The 19333-nt window shown below is 64.5% G+C and carries 17 protein-coding genes and 1 tRNA gene; 8 read left to right on the forward strand and 10 right to left on the reverse strand.

All coding sequences use genetic code 11. The annotated features are described in order from the left end of the window. The 5 genes from NCR39_RS03445 to pepN form a co-directional block, all read right to left on the reverse strand. Nucleotides 1-609, reverse strand: coding sequence for a chorismate mutase (locus NCR39_RS03445; protein WP_250450721.1), 609 nt, complete (start codon nucleotides 607-609; stop codon nucleotides 1-3). Nucleotides 610-814: 205 nt separating this feature from the next. After that, complete coding sequence (locus tag NCR39_RS03450; protein ID WP_250450722.1) at nucleotides 815-964, reverse strand: hypothetical protein; 150 nt, start codon at nucleotides 962-964, stop codon at nucleotides 815-817. Nucleotides 965-1584: 620 nt separating this feature from the next. Next, a tRNA-Thr gene (locus NCR39_RS03455) sits at nucleotides 1585-1660 on the reverse strand. Between the two features lie 53 nt (nucleotides 1661-1713). Beyond that, on the reverse strand, nucleotides 1714-2733 hold the full coding sequence (locus NCR39_RS03460) for a class 1 fructose-bisphosphatase (protein ID WP_250450723.1): 1020 nt from the start codon (nucleotides 2731-2733) through the stop codon (nucleotides 1714-1716). A gap of 165 nt (nucleotides 2734-2898) precedes the next feature. Continuing rightward, nucleotides 2899-5619, reverse strand: coding sequence for an aminopeptidase N (gene pepN, locus NCR39_RS03465; RefSeq protein WP_250450724.1), 2721 nt, complete (start codon nucleotides 5617-5619; stop codon nucleotides 2899-2901). Nucleotides 5620-5823: 204 nt separating this feature from the next. Here pepN and NCR39_RS03470 point away from each other — a divergent pair, with 204 nt between their 5' ends. The 8 genes from NCR39_RS03470 to NCR39_RS03505 all read left to right on the forward strand — a co-directional run bounded on the left by NCR39_RS03470 (nucleotide 5824) and on the right by NCR39_RS03505 (nucleotide 13959). Further along, a complete protein-coding gene (locus NCR39_RS03470) occupies nucleotides 5824-6528 on the forward strand; it encodes a DUF4136 domain-containing protein (RefSeq protein ID WP_250450725.1) in 705 nt (234 codons plus the stop codon). Between the two features lie 146 nt (nucleotides 6529-6674). After that, entirely contained in the window at nucleotides 6675-7391 is a 717-nt protein-coding gene (locus NCR39_RS03475; protein ID WP_250450727.1) for a CDP-alcohol phosphatidyltransferase family protein, read from the forward strand. Next, complete coding sequence (locus tag NCR39_RS03480) at nucleotides 7388-8200, forward strand: HalD/BesD family halogenase (protein ID WP_250450728.1); 813 nt, start codon at nucleotides 7388-7390, stop codon at nucleotides 8198-8200. The genes NCR39_RS03475 and NCR39_RS03480 overlap by 4 nt, the downstream gene beginning before the upstream one ends. Beyond that, on the forward strand, nucleotides 8197-9213 hold the full coding sequence (locus tag NCR39_RS03485) for a flippase-like domain-containing protein (RefSeq protein WP_250450729.1): 1017 nt from the start codon (nucleotides 8197-8199) through the stop codon (nucleotides 9211-9213). Before NCR39_RS03480 ends, NCR39_RS03485 begins: the two co-directional genes overlap by 4 nt. A 23-nt stretch (nucleotides 9214-9236) precedes the next feature. Then, nucleotides 9237-10025: a phosphocholine cytidylyltransferase family protein gene (locus NCR39_RS03490; protein WP_250450730.1), complete on the forward strand. Its 789-nt coding sequence runs from the start codon at nucleotides 9237-9239 to the stop codon at nucleotides 10023-10025. 22 nt (nucleotides 10026-10047) lie between these two features. Beyond that, nucleotides 10048-11745: a phosphoenolpyruvate mutase gene (gene aepX, locus NCR39_RS03495; protein WP_250450731.1), complete on the forward strand. Its 1698-nt coding sequence runs from the start codon at nucleotides 10048-10050 to the stop codon at nucleotides 11743-11745. After that, entirely contained in the window at nucleotides 11738-12895 is a 1158-nt protein-coding gene (gene aepY, locus NCR39_RS03500) for a phosphonopyruvate decarboxylase (protein WP_250450732.1), read from the forward strand. The genes aepX and aepY overlap by 8 nt, the downstream gene beginning before the upstream one ends. After that, on the forward strand, nucleotides 12895-13959 hold the full coding sequence (locus NCR39_RS03505; RefSeq protein ID WP_250450733.1) for a 2-aminoethylphosphonate aminotransferase: 1065 nt from the start codon (nucleotides 12895-12897) through the stop codon (nucleotides 13957-13959). Before aepY ends, NCR39_RS03505 begins: the two co-directional genes overlap by 1 nt. Here NCR39_RS03505 and NCR39_RS03510 read toward each other — a convergent pair whose 3' ends face one another. The 5 genes from NCR39_RS03510 to xdhC form a co-directional block, all read right to left on the reverse strand. Further along, nucleotides 13960-14403: a hypothetical protein gene (locus tag NCR39_RS03510; RefSeq protein ID WP_250450734.1), complete on the reverse strand. Its 444-nt coding sequence runs from the start codon at nucleotides 14401-14403 to the stop codon at nucleotides 13960-13962. 92 nt (nucleotides 14404-14495) lie between these two features. Next, on the reverse strand, nucleotides 14496-15824 hold the full coding sequence (gene guaD, locus NCR39_RS03515) for a guanine deaminase (RefSeq protein WP_250450735.1): 1329 nt from the start codon (nucleotides 15822-15824) through the stop codon (nucleotides 14496-14498). 29 nt (nucleotides 15825-15853) lie between these two features. After that, nucleotides 15854-17224 (reverse strand): NCS2 family permease, encoded by a 1371-nt coding sequence (locus NCR39_RS03520; protein WP_250450736.1) that lies wholly within the window; start codon nucleotides 17222-17224, stop codon nucleotides 15854-15856. Nucleotides 17225-17272: 48 nt separating this feature from the next. Beyond that, on the reverse strand, nucleotides 17273-18295 hold the full coding sequence (locus NCR39_RS03525) for an adenosine deaminase (RefSeq protein ID WP_250450737.1): 1023 nt from the start codon (nucleotides 18293-18295) through the stop codon (nucleotides 17273-17275). An 18-nt stretch (nucleotides 18296-18313) separates the two neighbouring features. Further along, on the reverse strand, nucleotides 18314-19327 hold the full coding sequence (gene xdhC / locus NCR39_RS03530; RefSeq protein WP_250450738.1) for a xanthine dehydrogenase accessory protein XdhC: 1014 nt from the start codon (nucleotides 19325-19327) through the stop codon (nucleotides 18314-18316). Nucleotides 19328-19333 lie beyond the last annotated feature (6 nt).

A 19333-nucleotide genomic window follows, 5' to 3' on the forward strand; every position in this document is an offset into this window, starting at 1 on the left:
TCAGCCCACCGCGCCCATGCCGCCCGTCGCGCAGACATGCGATAGCGCGCGCGAAAGCGGCGCGTTCATCGACGAGTTATAGCGCGTCAAATGTTTCCATCGCGCGACGCTGTCGGCGAGGCGAGAGGGGCAGTCGTCGGCATGACGGATCGGCTCGACGCGCGCCAGCGCCGTCAACAACGACCGCGTGAGCTGATCCAGTTTCGGACGCGTGTCGTTGGCCAGATCGGGCGGCGTGCCTTCCGGCGCGGCCCGCAATGCGCGCCAGTTCGCGAACAGCGCGTTTTGCACGTCCTTGCTCGCGTCGATCTGGTCGCGGAAAAACTGTTGCGCGAAATCCGGATCGACCTCCGCGGCGCGCGCACGCTCACCGACCTGCTTCAGCAGCGCGGTCTCGCGCGGTTCGTCCGTGATCGGCTCGTGATTCGCCCATTTCCAGCGGGCGACGGGTTCGGCCAGCGCGAGTCGTTGCGAAACGAGGGCGATGAGATTGGTGAACGCGGTGTCGTCGCCGTCCGCGTGCGCGGGGGCCGGAGAGGCGACGGCGAGAACGAGCGCCGAAGCGGCGGTTATCGCGCGAAAGGATCGAAGAGTGGGGAATCGGCGCATCGGTCGGTTGGCAGAAAACTGGCGGAAGCGCCAGCATAGCGCAGCGACGTCAGCAGGCGAGGCGAAGCCCCGCTAGGCGAAAGCGGTCGAGCATGTCGATGCGCGCGACGCGTCCTGGCGTGAGCCATACGCGGACCGTGCAGTCCGGGTGCGCCGCGCGCACGAGCGTCGCGATCACGACGGCGAAGTATGAAATCCGCCGCCGTTACTTCGACGAAGCCATGCCGCGCTGTTCATCGAAGAACGCGCGCACGTGCTCGGGCAATTCGGTCGCGAGAAATTCGACCGCCACCGGTTCCGGATCCGGGGAAAACACTTTGTCGGGCGTCGGGATCTTCGTCGGTTTCGCGTCCATGATTCTCTCCTCGGGTGACATCAACAATTTCGACTGCTCGCGGATACGGCCCTTTTGCGCCGGCTGCATCCTTGCTAATCCAATACTGCTTGCTCTGTTGATGCGTTATCGGATGCTCGCTGCTTCGACTTGAGCCGAAAACGGCGCGCTAAATCCGCGCATGATCGTTCGTGAGTCCTTCGGTAATTTCCGCTTAAAGCATTCACGGCGACTGGCATTTACCAGCAATATCTTCGTGATCGGGCGCCAGAAGGCAACTGCCCGCAAAGCCGCGTGGCGCTTGGCTCAGCGCCTCTCCACCGCTTCGACTCTAACGTTGTCTCCATAGGTATAACGATACCGGGAAACGATCGTTGACGCCTCATGCTGCGGGGCGGAAAATGGCTTGTTGTTGTATGAAAGCGCACATAACGAGCGAATTCGCGAAGCGCCCGCCGGTGAACGCGAAACGCATGCGCCGGAATTCGCCGAATTGCGCGCGAAGCTGAATCAATGCTGTGTGCGTTGCAGAAATGAAAACGCCGAAGGTGAGAAAAGGGCGGGACATCGATGGACAGCCCAAAAGCAAAATCCCGCGTCACTTGCGTGAACGCGGGGTTTTGTTTGCTGCTGAATCTTGATGGTGCCGGAAAGAGGAATCGAACCCCCGACCTTCGCATTACGAATGCGCTGCTCTACCGTCTGAGCTATTCCGGCATCAGAGAAACAAGATTATAGCGACCACATTCTCGTTTTGGCAATACCCTGAATCAAACTTTCTTTTCGAGATGGTAGCCGGTCACGCGCTCGACCTCGTTCTTCGAGCCGAGGAACACCGGCACGCGCTGATGCAGGCTCGTCGGAACGATATCGAGGATACGCTGCTCGCCGTTCGTGGCCGCGCCGCCCGCCTGCTCGACGATAAACGCCATCGGATTCGCTTCGTACATCAGGCGCAGCTTGCCGGGCTTCGACGGGTCGCGACGATCGGCGGGGTACATGAAGATGCCGCCGCGGTTCAGGATGCGGTGCACGTCCGCCACCATCGACGCGATCCATCGCATGTTGAAATCTTCGCCGCGCGGGCCGTCCTTGCCGTCGTTCAGTTCGCCGATGTAGCGCTGCACCGGCTCATACCAGTGGCGGCTGTTCGACGCGTTGATCGCATATTCCTGCGTGTCGGCGGGCACTTGCATGTCGCGCTGCGTGAGCACCCACGATCCCAGTTCGCGGTCGAGCGTGAAGCAGTTCACGCCGTTGCCGGTGGTCAGCACGAGCACCGTCTGCGGACCGTACACCGCGTAGCCCGCGGCCACCTGCGCCGAGCCGGGCTGCATGAACGCTTCTTCGGAAGGCTCCGCGCCGTCGGGGCAGCGCAACACCGAGAAGATCGTGCCGATCGACACATTCACGTCGATGTTCGACGAGCCGTCGAGCGGATCGAACGTCAGCAAATAGTTGCCCTTCGGATAGCGATTCGGGATCGGGAAGATCTTTTCCATTTCTTCCGATGCCATCGCGGCCAGATTGCCGCCCCATTCATTGGCTTCGAGCAGGATTTCGTTCGACAGCACATCGAGTTTCTTCTGTACTTCGCCCTGGACGTTCTCGCTGCCGGCGGAGCCGAGCGCGTCGCCGAGCGCGCCCTTGCTCACCTGATAGCCGATTTGCTTGCAGGCGCGCGCGACGACTTCGATCAACAGGCGCAGGTCGGCCGGCAGGTTCTGGTGTTGGCGCTGCTGCTCGATCAGGTACTTGGTGAGCGTGGTACGGCTGGAAATGGAGGACATGCTGGGCTCCGTGAGCGTTTAGACGAATGTTCACGATTCTAACCGCTCGATTCGGTCATTCCTTATGACAGCCTCCGGCATCGCCCGCCATAAGCGAGAACGGCCGCCGCACGAATCGTCGCGCGGCGGCCGTTCAAACTGCAAAATATCGTGACAAATCAGGCGTCAGCCGGCGAGCGCCTTTTCGACCACTTCGCGCACATCGCGCGATTTCACCTTCGACGCAACCTCGGTCAGCGCGGCGTGCATCTTCTCGCGAAGCTGCGGGGCGAAGCGTCGCCACATTTCGAGGCCACGCGCGAGGCGGGCGGCGACTTGCGGATTGAGCGCATCCAGCGCGATCACCTGTTCGGCCCAGAACGCGTAGCCGGAGCCGTCGACCGCGTGGAACTGCGCGGGATTGCCGCTGCAGAAGCTGAAAATGAGCGAGCGCGCGCGATTCGGGTTCCTGATGTTGAACGCCGGATGCTGCATCAGCTTGCGCACGATCTCGATCACCTTGCGATCCGCGCCGCCGCGCTGCGTGGCCTGCAGCGCGAACCACTTGTCGATGACGAGCGGCTCCGCCTCGAACCGGCGATGGAAGTCCTGAAGCGCCGCGTCGGCGATGCTGGCGTCCGCGCCCGCCGTCGAACTCGCGAGCAGCAGCGACGCGAGCGCGGCCGACCGGTCGGTCATGTTGTCGGCGGCATCGTATTGTTTCTGCGCGAGTTGCACGGCTTCGCGCGCATCGTCGAGCTGGCTCAGATAGGCGAGCGCGAGATTCTTCAGGCCGCGCTTGCCCGCGTCTTCCGGCGTCGGCCGATATTCGCCCGGCGTGCGGTTGGCCTCGTAAAGCGCGAGCCACTTGTCGCGCAACTGCGAAGCCAGCCGCCGGCTCATGAACACGCGCGCCGCGTGGACGGCCGCGGGATCGGACACGCTCATCTGCTCGGCGAGATAGCTTTCGGACGGCAGCATCAGCGCGAGTTCGCGGAACGCGGGCGTGAGCGTCGTGTCGTCGAGCACGCGGGCGAACGCGGCGATGGTTTCGTCGCCGATGGAAAGCGCTTCGCCCTTCGACGCGCGCGCAGCCAGCGCGAGCAGTTCGCGCGTGGCGAGGCGCTGGCCCGCTTCCCAGCGGTTGAACGGATCGCTGTCGTGGGCGAGCAGGAACGCGAGCTGTTCGTTCGTATAGTCGAAATCGACGATGACCGGCGCCGAGAAATTGCGCAGCAGCGAGGGCAGCGGCGGCTCATCGACATCGACGAACACGAACGACTGCTCGCGCTCCGTGAATTCGAGCACGCGCGTGGTGCCGTTTGGCTCCTGCTCGCCTTCGAGGCGCAGCGGCAAGTCCGCGCCGTTCGCGCCGATCAGGCCGACGGAGAACGGAATGAGCAGCGGCCCTTTCTGCGTGGCGCGCGCGGCCTCCGAGCCTTCGCCATAGCCTTGCGCGAGCGTCAGTGTGTAGCGCTTCGCGGCGGCGTCGTAGGCGGCGCGCACCGTCACGCGCGGCGTGCCGGCCTGGCTGTACCAGCGCTCGTACTGCGTGAGGTCGCGGTTGTTGGCGTCGGCCATCGCGCGGCGGAAGTCGTCGCAGGTGACGGCCTGACCGTCGTGGCGCTGGAAGTACAGGTCCATGCCGCGCCGGAAGCCGTCGCGGCCGAAGAGCGTCTGATACATCCGCACGACTTCCGAGCCTTTCTCGTAGACGGTCATCGTGTAGAAATTGTTGATCTCGACGTAGCTTTCCGGGCGCACCGGATGCGCCATCGGGCCGGCGTCCTCGGCGAACTGCATCTGGCGCAGCACGCGCACGTCTTCGATGCGCTTCGTCGCGCGCGCGGCGGCGCTCGCCGCGCCTTCCACGTCGCCGGCGGCCATGTCGGCGGAGAATTCCTGATCGCGGAACACGGTCAGGCCTTCCTTCAGGCTCAACTGGAACCAGTCGCGGCACGTGACGCGATTGCCCGTCCAGTTATGGAAATACTCGTGGCCGACCACGGCCTCGATGTTCGAGAAATCGATGTCCGTCGCGGTTTCGGGATTCGCCAGCACATACTTCGTGTTGAAGATATTGAGGCCCTTGTTCTCCATCGCGCCCATGTTGAAGTCGCTCACCGCGACGATCATGAAACGGTCCAGATCCAGTTCCAGCCCGAAGCGCTTTTCGTCCCAGCGGATGGAGTGGATGAGCGAATCCATCGCGTGACGCGTCTTGTCGAGATCCTGCGGTTCGACCCAGACCTGCAGCAGCTTTTCCTTGCCCGAACTCGACTGGATGCGCTCCTCGAGACACACGAGCTTGCCCGCGACGAGCGCGAACAGATAGCTCGGCTTCTTGAACGGGTCTTCCCATTTGGCGAAGTGACGGCCATCGGACAGATCGCCTTCTTCGAGCAGATTGCCGTTCGACAGCAGCACCGGATACGCCGCCTTGTCGGCGCGCAGCGTGACCGTGTACGTCGACATCACGTCCGGCCGGTCCAGGAAATAAGTGATGCGCCGGAAGCCTTCCGCTTCGCATTGCGTGAAGAAGTTGCCGCTTGACACATAAAGGCCGGAGAGCGTCGTGTTCTCGGCCGGATTGCAGATGCTTTCGATGACGAGTTCGAACGCGTCGCCGGGAATATTGCCGATCGACAGTCCGTTATCTTTCACCTGGACATCGGCGTGCGGCGCGCCGTCGATGAACGCGCTCACGAATTCGAGCTGCTCGCCCATCAGTTCGAGACGGGGCGCAGGGCCGGCGTCGGGATTGCGGCGCAGTCGCATGGTATTTTTCACGACCGTGCGCGACGGCACGAGATCGAACTCGAGCGCGACCGAATCGATCAGGAACGCGGGCGGCGTGTAGTCCTCGCGGCGGATAACAGCGGATGCAGTCTGTTCGGTGTTGGACATGGCAGGATCGTGTAGGTGAGATGGGCGCGGCCGCATGGCGCATGCCGGGTGCGGCGCCGCTACGGCACAAACGCGCGCGCGGCAGGTCGAACCATTGTACAAAACGCCCGGCCGACGTGAGTCCACGGCGGATCGCGCGAGTTCGGCAAGCCTCGTATCGGCTATCTATAACTGAGAAGGGCAGTGGACTAGTTGAGGAAGACCATGAATCTCTCGATCCCGAAGTCGCTCCTGCGCGCCGTCTGCGCGCTGGCCGCGCTGTGGCTCGCCGGCTGCACGAGTTACGTTCAGACGCGCGTGACCGCGTTCTCCGACTGGTCCGGCAGCGACGCCACCCGCACTTACGCATTCACGCGCACGCCGGAGCAGCAGAACAGCATCGAACAGGCGACGTACGAGGTGCTCGTCGCGAACGAGTTGGCGCGAAACGCGTTCACGCAGGCGCCGGAAGCGAGCGCGCATTACGAAGTGGCGCTCGCGTATTCCGTTCGCGGCGATCTGATGACCGTGCGCCAGCCCGTCTATTACGATCCCTGGCCGATGTACGGCTACTACGGCCGCCCGTACTGGGGTCCGTGGGGCGGCTTCGGGCCGTATGGTCCGTGGGGTCCGACGGGTTACGTCGATCAGAGCTATCCGGTCTTCGTCCACGCGCTGCAGATTCGCATGACGGACCGCGCGACGGGCCGCGAGGTCTACAAGGTGAGCGCGGTCAATTCGACCGGCGACGCATCGCTCTTCAACGCGATGCCGTACCTGGCCCGCAGCGCGCTCGCCGATTTCCCGCTCGGCAACGGCACGGTCCGCACGGTGACGCTGCCGTTGAACGCGGGCGGCGGCGTGCCGAACGAGACGGCGGCATCGGTCGGTTCCGGCACCGGCAATCCTGCGGCGAAGCAGGTCGAATGAAGCGGGCGGGGCGATCCTTCCGCGCTTATCCCGCGCGACGGATCGCCTCATCATCGCGCGCTACCCTTGATGGAACGGGCGTTCGCCGCCGTCACGGGGAGCGCGAATCAATGCAGCGCGGCCGGAATAGCGATATATTCGCGGTCATGACAAAACCGTGTCCGCCCGATCCCACAGCCGTTCCAAAGCCCTCCACATGGGATGCGCGGCTCGCCCGCCGACTCGTCACTCCGCTCGTCGGCACCCTCGTCACTCCGAATCATCTGACGACATTGCGCCTGGTCATCGGCCTGGCTGGCGCCTACTACCTTTCGCTCGGCGATTTCTGGCTCTGCACGCTCGGCGCGCTGCTCATCGCGCTGTCGAATTTCGTCGATCACACCGATGGCGAGCTCGCGCGCATCAGCGGTCAGTCGAGTAAAATCGGGCATTTTTACGACCTCGCGTCCGATGCGCTCATCACCGTGCTGCTGTTTCTCGGCATCGGTTTTTATGTAGCGGCGCATCATCCGTCCGTGGCCACGGCGGCGCAATGGCTCGGCGGCATCGCGGGCGTGGCGGTCGCGATCATTTTCTTCCTGCGCATGCGCATCGAGTCGATGGTCGGCAAGTCCGGCACGAAGCAGGCTTCGATGGGCGGCTTCGAAACCGAAGACGTGCTGTATCTGCTGCCCGTCGTCACGATTCTGAACGGCATGACGCCGTTTCTGATCGCCGCGTGCATCGGCGCGCCGCTGTTCGCCGCGTATGTCGCAGTGGATTACCGGCGGGTCGTGCGGCGCGTGCGGTCGGAAGCGGCCACGGGCGCGAACGCCAAGGCCACGCGCGGCAAGGACGGCAACGATTTTCAGGCGGTGAGATGAGCGATACGGCAATCCCGGTCAACAATGTCCAACACGAGCGGCAAGCGCCGCACGCCGGGCGTCCGACGCCAGGCGAAATCGACGCAACGCTTTCCGCCCGTCTCGCGGCGCTGCCTGCGCCGAAGCTGCATTCGGACTACGAGAAACAGGGTTCCTTTCTTTATCTCGAAGATTTCCTGCCGCGCGAATACACCGAACGCCTGATCGCCGCCGTGCATGACGTGACGCCGGCCGTGAACCGCAACTATCTGCCGGGACACAAGGCGGGCGGCAGCGTGAGCCGCCATACGCTCGACAAGCTCGCGCCGTTCATCGCGGACCTGTACCGGTCCGAGGCGCTTATCAAGTGGCTCGAAGCGGTCAGCGGCGACAAGCTGCAACTGTCGCCGGAAGACGATCCGCACGCCTACGCGCTGTACTTCTACACGCGGCCGGGCGATCACATCGGCTGGCATTACGACACGTCGTACTACAACGGCCGCCGCTACACGATGCTGCTCGGCGTCGTCGACAATTCCTCCTGCCGGCTCGACTACGAGCTGCACACGCGCACGCCGAACGCGACGCCCGAGCCGGGCTCGGTGCAGTATCCGCCGGGCGCGTTCGTGTTCTTCGACGGCGACAAGCTGCGTCATCGCGTGACGCCGCTCGGCGAGAACGAAATGCGCGTCTCGCTCACCTTCGAATACGTGACGAACCCGAACATGCGGCCGTTCCAGCGCTTCATTTCGAACATGAAGGATTCGATCGCGTACTTCGGCTTCAAACAGGTCTTTCGCCGCAAAGGCGGCAAGAACGGGCAGGCATGAGCCGCGCCGGAACATTCATGCTGTCGGTCGGCGTGGTGTTGTTCATCGCGCTGCTCGGCTGGCAGGGTTTCGGCTCGGTCGCATCGACGTTGGCCGCGGCGGGCTGGGGGCTCGTCGCGGTCGCCGCGTTTCACTTCGCGCCGCTTCTGCTCGATGCCGGCGCAATCAGCGTGCTCTTTTCCCACAAAGAGCGCGATGTTTCCCTGCGCGATGCGCTGCTCGCGCGCTGGGCCGGCGAATCGGTCAATAGCCTGATGCCCGCGGGCCAGATCGGCGGGCCGATGCTGATGGTCCGCCATCTCTCGCAGCGCGGCATGCGCGCACGCGACGCCGCCGCCGTCATCACCATCAGCACGACGATGCAGACCGTCGGGCAACTAATCTTCGCGCTCGTCGGCGTCGTGCTGCTCACCGATTACGCGGCGGGCGGATCGTCGGGCGCCGTGTCGATTGCCGTGCTCGCGGTCGTCGGCGTGATCGGCGCGCTGATCTTCGGCTTCTATCTCGCGCAGCGGCGCGGTCTCTTCGGCCGCTCGATGCGCTTCGTTTCCGGCATCGCCGCGCGATTCTCGAAGAAGCGCGATTGGTCGTCGCTCGTCTCGCGCGCCGAAGCCGTCGATGTCGCCGTCCACGATCTCTATCGCGAACGGCGCAAGGTCGCGGCGAGCTTCGGCTTGAGCCTTGTCGGCTGGATCGTCGGCACCGGGGAAGTGTGGCTCGCGCTCAGCGTGCTGGGCCATCCGGTCGGCTGGACCGAAGCGCTGCTGCTCGAAAGTCTCGGCCAGGCGATTCGCGGCGCCGCATTCATGATTCCCGGCTCGCTCGGCGTGCAGGAGGGCGGTTATCTGCTGCTCGCGCGCCTCGTCGGCCTGCCGCCGGAAGCGGCGCTCGCGCTCTCGCTCGCCAAGCGCGCGCGCGAACTGCTGCTCGGCGTGCCGGGCATCGTCTATCTGCATTTCGTTGAGAAAGGCTGGCAGCGCCGCCGTCTTGCGCGCGTGCCGGAAATCGACTGACTACCCTCGAAGGGAAAACTACCATGCGCGCAATCATTCTTGCGGCCGGGATGGGTTTGCGTCTCGTTCAGCCCGAAGGCCAGCAGAAACCGAAGTGCCTGCTGCGCTTCGGAGACACATCGGCAGACTCGGCCGCCGATGCATCGCTGCTCGAACGCCATCTTCATTATCTGAAGACCGCGGGCGTCGATGAAATCGTCTTCGTGACGGGCTTCAAACACGAGCAGATCGAAGCGGAACTCGCGGCGATCGACTGGAAGCCGACGACCTCGACCGTCGTCAACGCGGAATTCACGCTCGGCAGCGTGCTGTCCGTCCACACCGCGCGCGAAGCGATGACGCGCGGCGGCGACGTGCTGCTGATGGACGCAGACGTGCTCTACGACGAGCGCATCATCGAACCGCTGGTGGCGGGCGGCTCCGTGAATCGCCTGCTGATCGACCGCGACTTCGAAGCCGGCGACGAGCCGGTGAAGCTGTGCATCGAAAACGGCGTGCCGGTCGAACTGCGCAAGCAGGTGGCGGCGGGTCTCAAGTACGACACCATCGGCGAATCGGTGGGATTTTTCCGTTTCGATGAAAAGACGGCCGCGCGTCTCGCCGATATCGTCGCGGATTACGTGAACACGGGCCGCGCGAAGATGCCGCACGAAGAAGCGGTGCGCGATCTTCTGCTGGAAAAGCGCCACGTATTCGATATCGCCGATGTGACCGGCGCGCCGTGGATCGAAATCGACTTCCAGAACGACGTGACGCGCGCCGCCGACGAAGTCTTGCCGCAACTGCGCCCGCTGCGTCAGTTCGCGGCGTAAAAGATAAAAGGACAATTCGACAATGAACGCACCCAGCAACATTCCGGTTGGCTATTCGCGCACGCTGCGCCTGCGCGAGATGCTGACGAGCAACCGCCTCGAATTCCTGATGGAAGCGCACAACGGCATTTCCGCGCGCATCGCGAAGGAAGCGGGCTTCAAGGCGATCTGGGGCTCGGGCCTCTCGATCTCCGCGCAATTCGGCGTGCGCGACAACAACGAAGCGAGCTGGACGCAAGTCGTCGACAACCTCGAATTCATGGCCGACGCAAGCGATCTGCCCATTCTGCTCGACGGCGACACCGGCTACGGCAACTTCAACAACGTGCGCCGTCTCGTGAAGAAGCTGGAGCAGCGCGGCATCGCGGGCGTGTGCATCGAGGACAAGCAGTTTCCGAAGACCAACAGCTTCATCAATGGCGAAGCGCAGCCGCTCGCCGACATCGACGAATTCTGCGGCAAGATCAAGGCCGGCAAGGATTCGCAGAGCGATCCGAATTTCTCCATCGTCGCGCGCGTGGAAGCGCTGATCGCCGGCTGGGGCATGGAAGAGGCGCTCAAGCGCGCGGAAGCGTATCGCCAGGCGGGCGCGGACGCCATTCTCATCCACAGCAAGCTCTCGAAGCCCGACGAAATCCTGACCTTCGCGCGCGAATGGGCGGGGCGCGGTCCGCTCGTGATCGTGCCGACGAAGTACTACAGCACGCCGACCGACGTGTTCCGTCAGGCGGGCATCAGCACCGTGATCTGGGCGAATCATCTGATTCGCGGCTCGGTGTCGGCGATGCAGGCAATCGCGAAGGAAATCCACGACAGCGAGACGCTCGTCAACGTGGAAGACCGCATCGCGTCGGTGAACGAGATTTTCCGTCTGCAGGACGCCGACGAATATTCCGCCGCCGAGAATCTCTATCTGACGGCGGCGAACGAGAAGCGCGGCGCGGTCGTGCTGGCGGCGAGCCGCGGCGCGGGCCTCGAAGCGGTCACGGCGGATCGTCCGAAGGTGATGCTGCCGGTCGCGGGCAAGCCGCTTTTGCGTCATCTGGCCGAGGCGTTCAAGAAGGAAGGCATCAACGAGATCACCGTGGTCGGCGGTTATCGCGCGGACGCGATCGATGCATCGGGCATCCGCCTGGTCGTCAACGAGAAGCATGAAACGACGGGCGAACTCGCGTCGCTTGCGTGCGCGGCGAAGCACATCACCGGCGATACCGTGATTTCCTACGGCGATCTGCTGTTCCGCAGCTACATCCTGCGCGATCTGGTGGAATCGGAGAGCGACTTCTGCGTCGTCGTGGATTCGTCGCAGACGCCGCAAGCGGGCGCATCCGCGACGGACTTCGCCTACTGCTCGACCGCCGACGATCGCGCGCTCTTCGGCCAGAAAGTGTGGCTGGAAAGCGTCGTCGGCGCGGGGCAAAGCCTGACCGATGGCCGCGCGCCGCAAGGCCGCTGGATGGGCCTCATCAACGTGCGCGGCGGCGCGCGCGAGCGTTTCGTCGACACGCTGACGCAGCTTCAGCAACGCGCGGACTTCGACACGCTCGACATGGCCGCACTGCTCAACGCGCTGATCGCGGCGGGGCAGAAGATCGAAGTGCAATACGTGCACGGCCACTGGCGCGGCGTGAACGACCTCGACGACTTCCGCCGCGCGGGCGATTTCGCGCATGGCCAGACGCCTATCGGTTCGGAAGGCATGGAGAACGCGCGTGATTGAAGCCGCCGAGTTCGTCGAAGCGGCGCGCGCACGCGGCTTCGACTGGTATGCGGGCGTGCCGTGCTCGTTTCTCACGCCGTTCATCAACTACGTGCTGCAGGACGAATCGCTGCATTACGTGTCGGCGGCGAATGAGGGCGATGCCGTCGCGCTGATCGCGGGCGTCGCGCTCGGCGGCGGTGCGAAGCGTCGCGGCATCGCGATGATGCAGAACTCCGGTCTCGGCAACGCGGTGAGTCCGCTGACGTCGCTCACGTGGACGTTTCGGCTGCCGCAGCTTTTGATCGTCACGTGGCGCGGGCAGCCGGGCGTCGCCGACGAGCCGCAGCACGCGCTGATGGGCCCCGTCACGCCGCAGATGCTCGACACGATGGAAATTCCGTGGGAACTGTTTCCGACGGAGCGCGATGCCATCGGCCCGGCGCTCGATCGCGCGACCGAGTACATGGATCGCACCGGCCGTCCGTATGCGCTCGTGATGCAGAAGGGCAGCGTCGCGCCGTACGAGCTTAAGAATACCGGCTTGTCGGGCGTGCGTTCGGCGGCGGAACCGGCGGCGGTCGCGCGCTTCGAAGGCGAGCGCGTGGCGCGGCACGAAGCGCTCGAACGCGTGATCGCCAGAACGCCGAAGGATTCGACCGTCGTGCTCGCATCGACGGGATTCTGCGGCCGCGAACTCTACGCCATCGACGATCGCGAGAACCAGCTCTATCTCGTCGGCTCCATGGGCTGCGTCACGCCGATGGCGCTCGGTCTCGCGCTGTCGCGTCCGGACCTGACGGTCGTCGCGCTCGACGGCGACGGCGCCGCGCTCATGCGCATGGGCGCGTTCGCGACGCTCGGCGCATACGGCCCGTCGAACCTGCTGCATCTGTTGCTCGACAACGGCGCGCACGAATCGACCGGCGGGCAGGCGACCGTTTCGCGCGGCGTCGATTTCGCGTCGATCGCGTCGGCGTGCGGCTACGCGCTCGCGCTCGATGGCGACGACATCGGCGTGATCGATCGCCTGTTCGAAGCGAAAGCGCCCGAAGGCGCACGCTTTGCGCGGCTGTCGATCCGTACCGGCACGCCCGCCGACCTGCCGCGCCCGAAAATCACGCCCGAGGACGTGCGCGCGCGCCTGCAACGACACATTGGAGAACGCTGATGCTGCTGCTCAATCCTGGCCCCGTCACGCTGACCGAACGCGTGCGCAACAGTCTCCTGCAAACGGACTTGTGCCATCGCGAGCCCGAGTTCTTCGATCTGCAGGACGAAGCGCGCAAGCGTCTCGTCGCCGCCTACGAACTCGATCCCGCGAAATGGACGGCGGTGCTCATGACCGGCTCCGGCACGGCGGCGGTCGAAAGCATGGTCGCGGGCATCGTGCCGGAAGGCGGGCGTCTGCTCGTCGTCGAGAACGGCGTGTATGGCGACCGCATCGCGCAGATCGCGAAGCAGTACGGCATCGAGCATGAAGTCGTGAAGTACGAGTGGATGCAGGCGCCCGACATCGACGCGATCGTCGCCATGATCGACGCGAAGGCGTTCACGCATGTCGCGGTCATCCATCACGAAACGACGACCGGCCGCCTCAACGCCATCGATGCGCTCTCGCGTGCGTGCGGCGAGCGCGGCGTGGGCTTGCTCGTCGATGGCGTCAGCAGCTTCGGCGCCGAAGCGATCGATTTCGACGGCGGCGGCATCGTCGCGGTTGCGGCGACGGCGAACAAATGCCTGCACGGCGTGCCGGGCGCGGCGTTCGTGATCGTCCGGCGCGATGCATTGACGAAGGCCGCGAGCCGCACGTATTACCTCGGCATTGCGCGGCTCGCGAAGCTGCAGGACGAGCGCAACACGCCGTTCACGCCTTCCGTGCACGCGTATTACGCGCTCGTCGAAGCGCTGCGCGAGTTCGAGGACGAAGGCGGCTGGCGCGCGCGCCACGCTCGCTATGCGGCGCTGGCCGAACAGGTTCGCGCGGGGCTGGCCGCGCTGGGAATCGAGAGTGCGTTGCCGCCGGATGAATCGTCGGTGGTGTTGCGCGCGTATCGGCTGCCCGCGGGCGTCACGTACGAGACGCTGCACGACGCGCTCAAGGCCAAAGGCTTCGTGATCTACGCGGGGCAGGGCGGTTTGTCGAAGAGCCTGTTCCGCATCTCGACGATGGGCGCGCTCGATGCAAGCGACATGGACCGGCTGATCGCGTCGGTTAGCGAACTGCTGCGCTGATCAGGGCTTGCAGAAGATCGCCGTGACGAAGGGCGCGACGTGGTGCACCACCGCGTCGCTGCCCGCCGCGCGCACCCGCAGTTCCACTTCGTCGTCCCCGCCCCACACGACGGCGCCATACGCCGCGTCGCCGATCGGTTCGCCCTTGCCCTGCCTGAAGAGCGGATCGTCCTTCTGATACGCCACGAGCGCGTACACCTTGAAGCCATAAGCCGTCAGCGTCGATCCCTTCGTCGGCCTGAACGCGTTGACCGAATTCGGTTCGACGCGCATCGGCTTCTGTTCGAGCAAGCCGTCTTCCTGCAATGGCGCGATGAAGTCGTGCGGCGTGGACTTGCAATCGAGTTGCGATTCGATCGCCTTGACGCCGGCGTGCGCGAACGCAGCGGACGCAGTCAGCGCAACCGGCAAGGCGAGGCGGATGATTCGTCGGACGGGCGTCATGGCGAAGCGACGTAAATGGCATCGGGCATGCTAACCACAATGCAAAAAACATGCATGAGCCGCGTCGCGAAGAGAGCCCGCGCGAACGTCGCTCAGGCCGCCAGTTCCAGCTTCGCCGTCTTCCGGTTGTCGCGCGCATGCACGCGCTTGCCGGCCGCGTAGGTCTCGTACACCGCGCGATCGTCGCCCAGCAGCGCGAACGCAAAGAGCAATTCTTCGAGCGATTCCGTCCGCGCCGTGCGACGCGCAAGCAGCGGCGTCGCGGCCGGATCGAGCACGACGAAATCCGCTTCGCTGCCCGCCGCCAGCGTGCCGATCTTGTCGTCGAGATCGAGCACGCGCGCCGCGCCCGTCGTCGCGAGCCAGAACATGCGCGTCGCGGTCAGGTGATGCCCCGTCAGGCGCGCGACTTTATGCGCTTCGTTCATCGTTTGCAGCATCGAGAACGATGTCCCGCCGCCCACGTCCGTCGCGAGCGCGACCGGCATGTTTGACTTGCCAGCTTTCTCGAAATCAAACAAGCCGCTGCCGAGAAAAAGGTTCGATGTCGGACAGTGCGACGCCACCGCGCCGGTTTCGGCCATGCGCTGACGGTCGGCATCGTCGAGATAGATGCAGTGGCCATACACCGCACGCCGCCGCAACAAGTTGTAGTGATCGTAGATGTCGAGATAGCTGCGATGCCCCGGAAAGAGGCTCTCGACCCACTTGATCTCGTCGGTGTTCTCCGCGACGTGACTTTGGATGAACACGTCGTGATGCTTCTGCGCGAGCGCGCCGCACGCTTCGAGCTGCGCTTCGGTCGATGTCGGCGCGAAGCGCGGCGTCAGCGCGTAATGCTGGCGGCCGCGTCCGTGCCAGCGCGCGATGAGTTCTGCGCTGTCGTCATAGCCGGATTGCGCCGTGTCGCGCAGGAACTCGGGGCAATTGCGATCCATCAGCACCTTGCCCGCGACCATGCGCAGATCGCGCGCATCGCTTTCGGCGAAGAACGCATCGGCGGATTGCTTGTGGACCGTGCAGTAGACGAGCGCGGTCGTCGTGCCGCAAGCGAGCAGTTCATCGATGAAAAAGCTCGCCGTCTCGCGCGCGACGGCAGGATTCTCGAAGCCGCGTTCGACCGGAAACGTGTACGTGTTGAGCCACGGCAACAGGCCCGACGCGGGCGACGCGATCATGTCCGTCTGCGGATAGTGAATGTGCGAGTCGATGAAACCCGGCACGATCAGCTTGTCGCGCATGGTGTGGACGGTCGCGTCCGGGCCGAGCCTGTCGCGCAGGGACGCATACGCGCCAGCCGCGGCCACCTTGCCGTCCTCGACGATGAGCAGGCCATCGGCCTCGTACACGGCGCCGTCGGCGGCATGCGCGGGGTCGTCGCGGAAGGTGAGCAACTGGGCGCGGTAGGCGGTCTGAGTCATGATGCAACGTCTCCGATTTCTATGAATGTCTACAACTGCGAAAGCAGCACGATCGAGAATGCCGCGATGATCCACATCGCCGGCTTGATTTCCTTCGCGCGTCCCGTCGCCGACTTCAGCACGACGAACGCGATGAAGCCGTACGCGACGCCGTCCGTGATCGAGTACGTGAGCGGGATCAGGATCATCGCGAGGAACGCGGGAATGGCTTCATCGAAGCGATGCCATTCGATCTTCGTGATCGCTTCCATCATGAACACGCCGACGAGCACGAGCGCGGGCGCGGTCGCGATCGCGGGAACGAGCGAGAGAAGCGGCGAAAGGAACAGGAACGGCAGGAAGCACAGGCCCGCGACGACGGCGACGAGACCCGTGCGCCCGCCCGCCGAAATGCCCGCCGCCGATTCGATATACGCGTTCGCCGGGCTCGTGCCGAGCGGCGCGGAGACGAGCGCGGAGAAGGCGTCGACCATCATCGACTGGCGGATGTTGCGCGGATCGCCCTTCGCGTCGTAGAGCTTGCCGGCTTCGGAGATCGCCATGAACGTGGAGAGCGCGTCGAAGAACGACGTGAACAGCATCACGAAGATGAACGGCCAGTAGACCACTTTCAGCGCGCCGACGAGATCCAGTTGTCCGATGCCCGAGAAGTCCGGCGCGGAAAAGAGACCGTTCCAGTTGACGAGCGTTTTCGTGGCGATGGCGGCGGGCCAGTACGCGGTGCCGTCGCCCCAGACGCGGCCGATCGGAATCGCGATGATCGTCGTGAACACGATGCCGAGCATCAGCGCGCCGGTCACTTTGCGCGCGACGAGAATCGTCGTGACGGCGAGGCCGATCAGGAACGTGATGACGACCGGATTGAGCGATGCCGAATGCACGATGGTCACCGGATCGCCGACGACGAACTTCGCGTTCACGAGCCCGATCAGGCTGATGAACAAGCCGATGCCGCACGACACCGCATGCCGCAGGTTCGCGGGAATGGCATCGACGACGAGCTTGCGCGCGTTGAAGACCGCGAGCACCGCGAAGATCACGCCGGCCCAGAACACGCAGCCGAGCGCGGTCTGCCACGGCATCTTGCCGCCGTGAACCATCACGAACGCGAAGAGCGCGTTCATGCCCATGCCGGGCGCGACGAGCACCGGATTGCGCGCGTAGAGGCCCATCGCGCAGCTGCCGAGAAAACTGACGATGACGGTGGCCGTCAGCGCGGCCGGAAACGGCACGCCCGCCTGCGAAAGAATGCCCGGATTGACAACGATGATGTACATCGCCGTGAGAAACGTCGTGATGCCCGCGACGACTTCGGTCTTGGTGCGCGATCCCGCCGCGCGAATGCCGAAGAAGCGTTCGAGTGCGGTGGTGTCGCGTTGAGTGGTAACTGTGGTTTCCATCTTTATTGCTTGCAGTGCGTTATTGCGGTTATTGCGGGTTATTGCGGGTTATTGCTTCCAGTACGCGTCGAGGCGCGCGATCATGCCTTCGCGTTCTTCTTCGCTCACGAACGACGCTTCCAGGCTGTTGCGCAAGAGCGTGTAGACCTCCTTGTCGGAGAGCTTCAGCGCATCGACGATGGCGAAGTAATTCGCGTTGACGTAGCCGCCGAAGTACGCGGGATCGTCGGAGTTGATCATCACCGCGACGCCCTGATCGAGCAGGTCCTTCAGCGTGTGCTTCGTCATGTCGTCGAACACGCAGAGCTTGAGGTTCGACAGCGGGCACACCGTCAGCGCGATGCGTTCGTCCGCGAGACGCGCGACCAGCGCCGCGTCTTCGATGCTGCGCACGCCGTGATCGACGCGATCCACTTTCAGCAGATCGAGCGCTTCATAGACATACGACGGCGGGCCTTCCTCGCCCGCGTGCGCGACGAGCTTCAGCCCGCGTTCGCGCGCCTTCGCGAACACGCGCTCGAACTTCGACGGCGGATGGCCGCGTTCCGACGAATCCAGCCCGACGCCGATCAGCCGATGCGGATATTTGTCGAAGAGCGGCAGCGCGGAATCGAACGTGGCGAGCGCATCTTCTTCCGAAAGATGACGCAGGAAGCACAGGATGAGACGCGAACTCAGGCCGCGCGCTTCCGCTTCGGCGAGCGCGCCTTCGATGCCCGCGACGACCGTTTCGATCGGCACGCCGCGTTCGGTATGCGTTTGCGGATCGAAGAAGATTTCGGCATGCGCGACGTGGTCTTCGAGCGCGCGCTCGACGTAGGCCATCGTCATGTCGTAGAAATCCTGCTCGGTAAGCAGCACGCTCGCGCCGGCGTAATAGATGTCGAGGAACGATTGAAGATCGCTGAACGCGTAGGCGGCGCGCAGGGCGTCGATGGAGCCGTATGCGAGCTTCACGTTGTTGCGCTTCGCCAGTTCGAAGATCAGCTCGGGTTCGAGCGATCCTTCGATGTGGATATGCAGCTCCGCCTTGGGGGCGTGCGCGATCTTGTCGGCGAGTGTGGGATTCATGGGCTTGTTGTTGGGCAGTTAAACGGTTTGCGACGACGAAACATGCGCCATGTTGGCTTCGACCGCCTGCAGCAGTTGGGCTGCCGCTGCAACGGCGATCACTTCGGGCGCTTTATCGACGATGCCGTCGATGCCGATCGGACACACCATGCGTGCAATGCGCGCGGGGTCGATGCCGCGCGCCGCCAGCCGATGCTCGAACTGCCGGCGTTTCGTGTGCGAGCCGATCATGCCGAAGAACGCGAAGTCGCCGCGCGCGAGAATGCGTTCGGCGAGCGCGAGATCGACGGCATGGTTGTGCGTCATCACGACGAAATACGTGCCGGGCGGCGCGTTGTCGACGGCTTCGTCGGGGGCGTCGTTCGGCTCGATCGTCACGTTGCCGGGGACGAATTGCGCGGCCGGAAAAGCGGCGTCGCGTTCATCGACCCAGGTGACGTGACAAGGCAGCGTCGCGAGCACGCGCACGAGGGCCGCGCCCACGTGACCCGCGCCGAACAGCACCACCTTGAAGTCGCGCGGCGCGACGGTTTCGGTGAGCAGCGCGCCGCTTTCGTCGAAACCGGCGCCGTCCCACAACAGGCAGTCGGCGTCTTCCGCGCCCGGCTCGGGATCGGAGAGCATGACCGCGTCGGGCATCGGCGCGAACGAAACGCTGCGCACGGTCGAAAGACCTTGCGCCGTGCGTTTCGCAAGCGACGTCACCCAGTTGAGGTCCGACACGTCGAGCCGCTCGAAAGCGAGCACGACCGCGCCGCCGCAGCACTGGCCGAGGCTCGGGCCGAGCGCGAAACGCTCGAGCCTTCGCATGCGCTGCATGTGCATGCCGTCCTTCAGCACTTGCCGCGCGGTTTCGATCGCCTTCCATTCGAGATGGCCGCCGCCGATGGTATAGCGGGCGTCCTCGCGCGTGACGATCATTTTCGTGCCCGGCTCGCGCGGCGCGGAGCCTTCGACACGCGCGACCGTCACGAGCACGACGGCGTCGCCGTGCGCGAGCAGGTGTTGCAGGTCGGTCAGCCAAACTTGCATCGATGG

Source organism: Caballeronia sp. ATUFL_M2_KS44 (assembly GCF_023630965.1).
GTDB lineage: Bacteria > Pseudomonadota > Gammaproteobacteria > Burkholderiales > Burkholderiaceae > Caballeronia > Caballeronia concitans.

Coding starts and splice junctions, on each gene's coding strand:
- NCR39_RS03445 (WP_250450721.1), bottom strand. CDS start 609: ATGCGCCGATTCCCCACTCTTCGATCCTTTCGCGCGATAACCGCCGCT.
- NCR39_RS03450 (WP_250450722.1), bottom strand. CDS start 964: ATGGACGCGAAACCGACGAAGATCCCGACGCCCGACAAAGTGTTTTCC.
- NCR39_RS03460 (WP_250450723.1), bottom strand. CDS start 2,733: ATGTCCTCCATTTCCAGCCGTACCACGCTCACCAAGTACCTGATCGAG.
- pepN (WP_250450724.1), bottom strand. CDS start 5,619: ATGTCCAACACCGAACAGACTGCATCCGCTGTTATCCGCCGCGAGGAC.
- NCR39_RS03470 (WP_250450725.1), top strand. CDS start 5,824: ATGAATCTCTCGATCCCGAAGTCGCTCCTGCGCGCCGTCTGCGCGCTG.
- NCR39_RS03475 (WP_250450727.1), top strand. CDS start 6,675: ATGACAAAACCGTGTCCGCCCGATCCCACAGCCGTTCCAAAGCCCTCC.
- NCR39_RS03480 (WP_250450728.1), top strand. CDS start 7,388: ATGAGCGATACGGCAATCCCGGTCAACAATGTCCAACACGAGCGGCAA.
- NCR39_RS03485 (WP_250450729.1), top strand. CDS start 8,197: ATGAGCCGCGCCGGAACATTCATGCTGTCGGTCGGCGTGGTGTTGTTC.
- NCR39_RS03490 (WP_250450730.1), top strand. CDS start 9,237: ATGCGCGCAATCATTCTTGCGGCCGGGATGGGTTTGCGTCTCGTTCAG.
- aepX (WP_250450731.1), top strand. CDS start 10,048: ATGAACGCACCCAGCAACATTCCGGTTGGCTATTCGCGCACGCTGCGC.
- NCR39_RS03505 (WP_250450733.1), top strand. CDS start 12,895: ATGCTGCTGCTCAATCCTGGCCCCGTCACGCTGACCGAACGCGTGCGC.
- NCR39_RS03510 (WP_250450734.1), bottom strand. CDS start 14,403: ATGACGCCCGTCCGACGAATCATCCGCCTCGCCTTGCCGGTTGCGCTG.
- guaD (WP_250450735.1), bottom strand. CDS start 15,824: ATGACTCAGACCGCCTACCGCGCCCAGTTGCTCACCTTCCGCGACGAC.
- NCR39_RS03520 (WP_250450736.1), bottom strand. CDS start 17,224: ATGGAAACCACAGTTACCACTCAACGCGACACCACCGCACTCGAACGC.
- NCR39_RS03525 (WP_250450737.1), bottom strand. CDS start 18,295: ATGAATCCCACACTCGCCGACAAGATCGCGCACGCCCCCAAGGCGGAG.
- xdhC (WP_250450738.1), bottom strand. CDS start 19,327: ATGCAAGTTTGGCTGACCGACCTGCAACACCTGCTCGCGCACGGCGAC.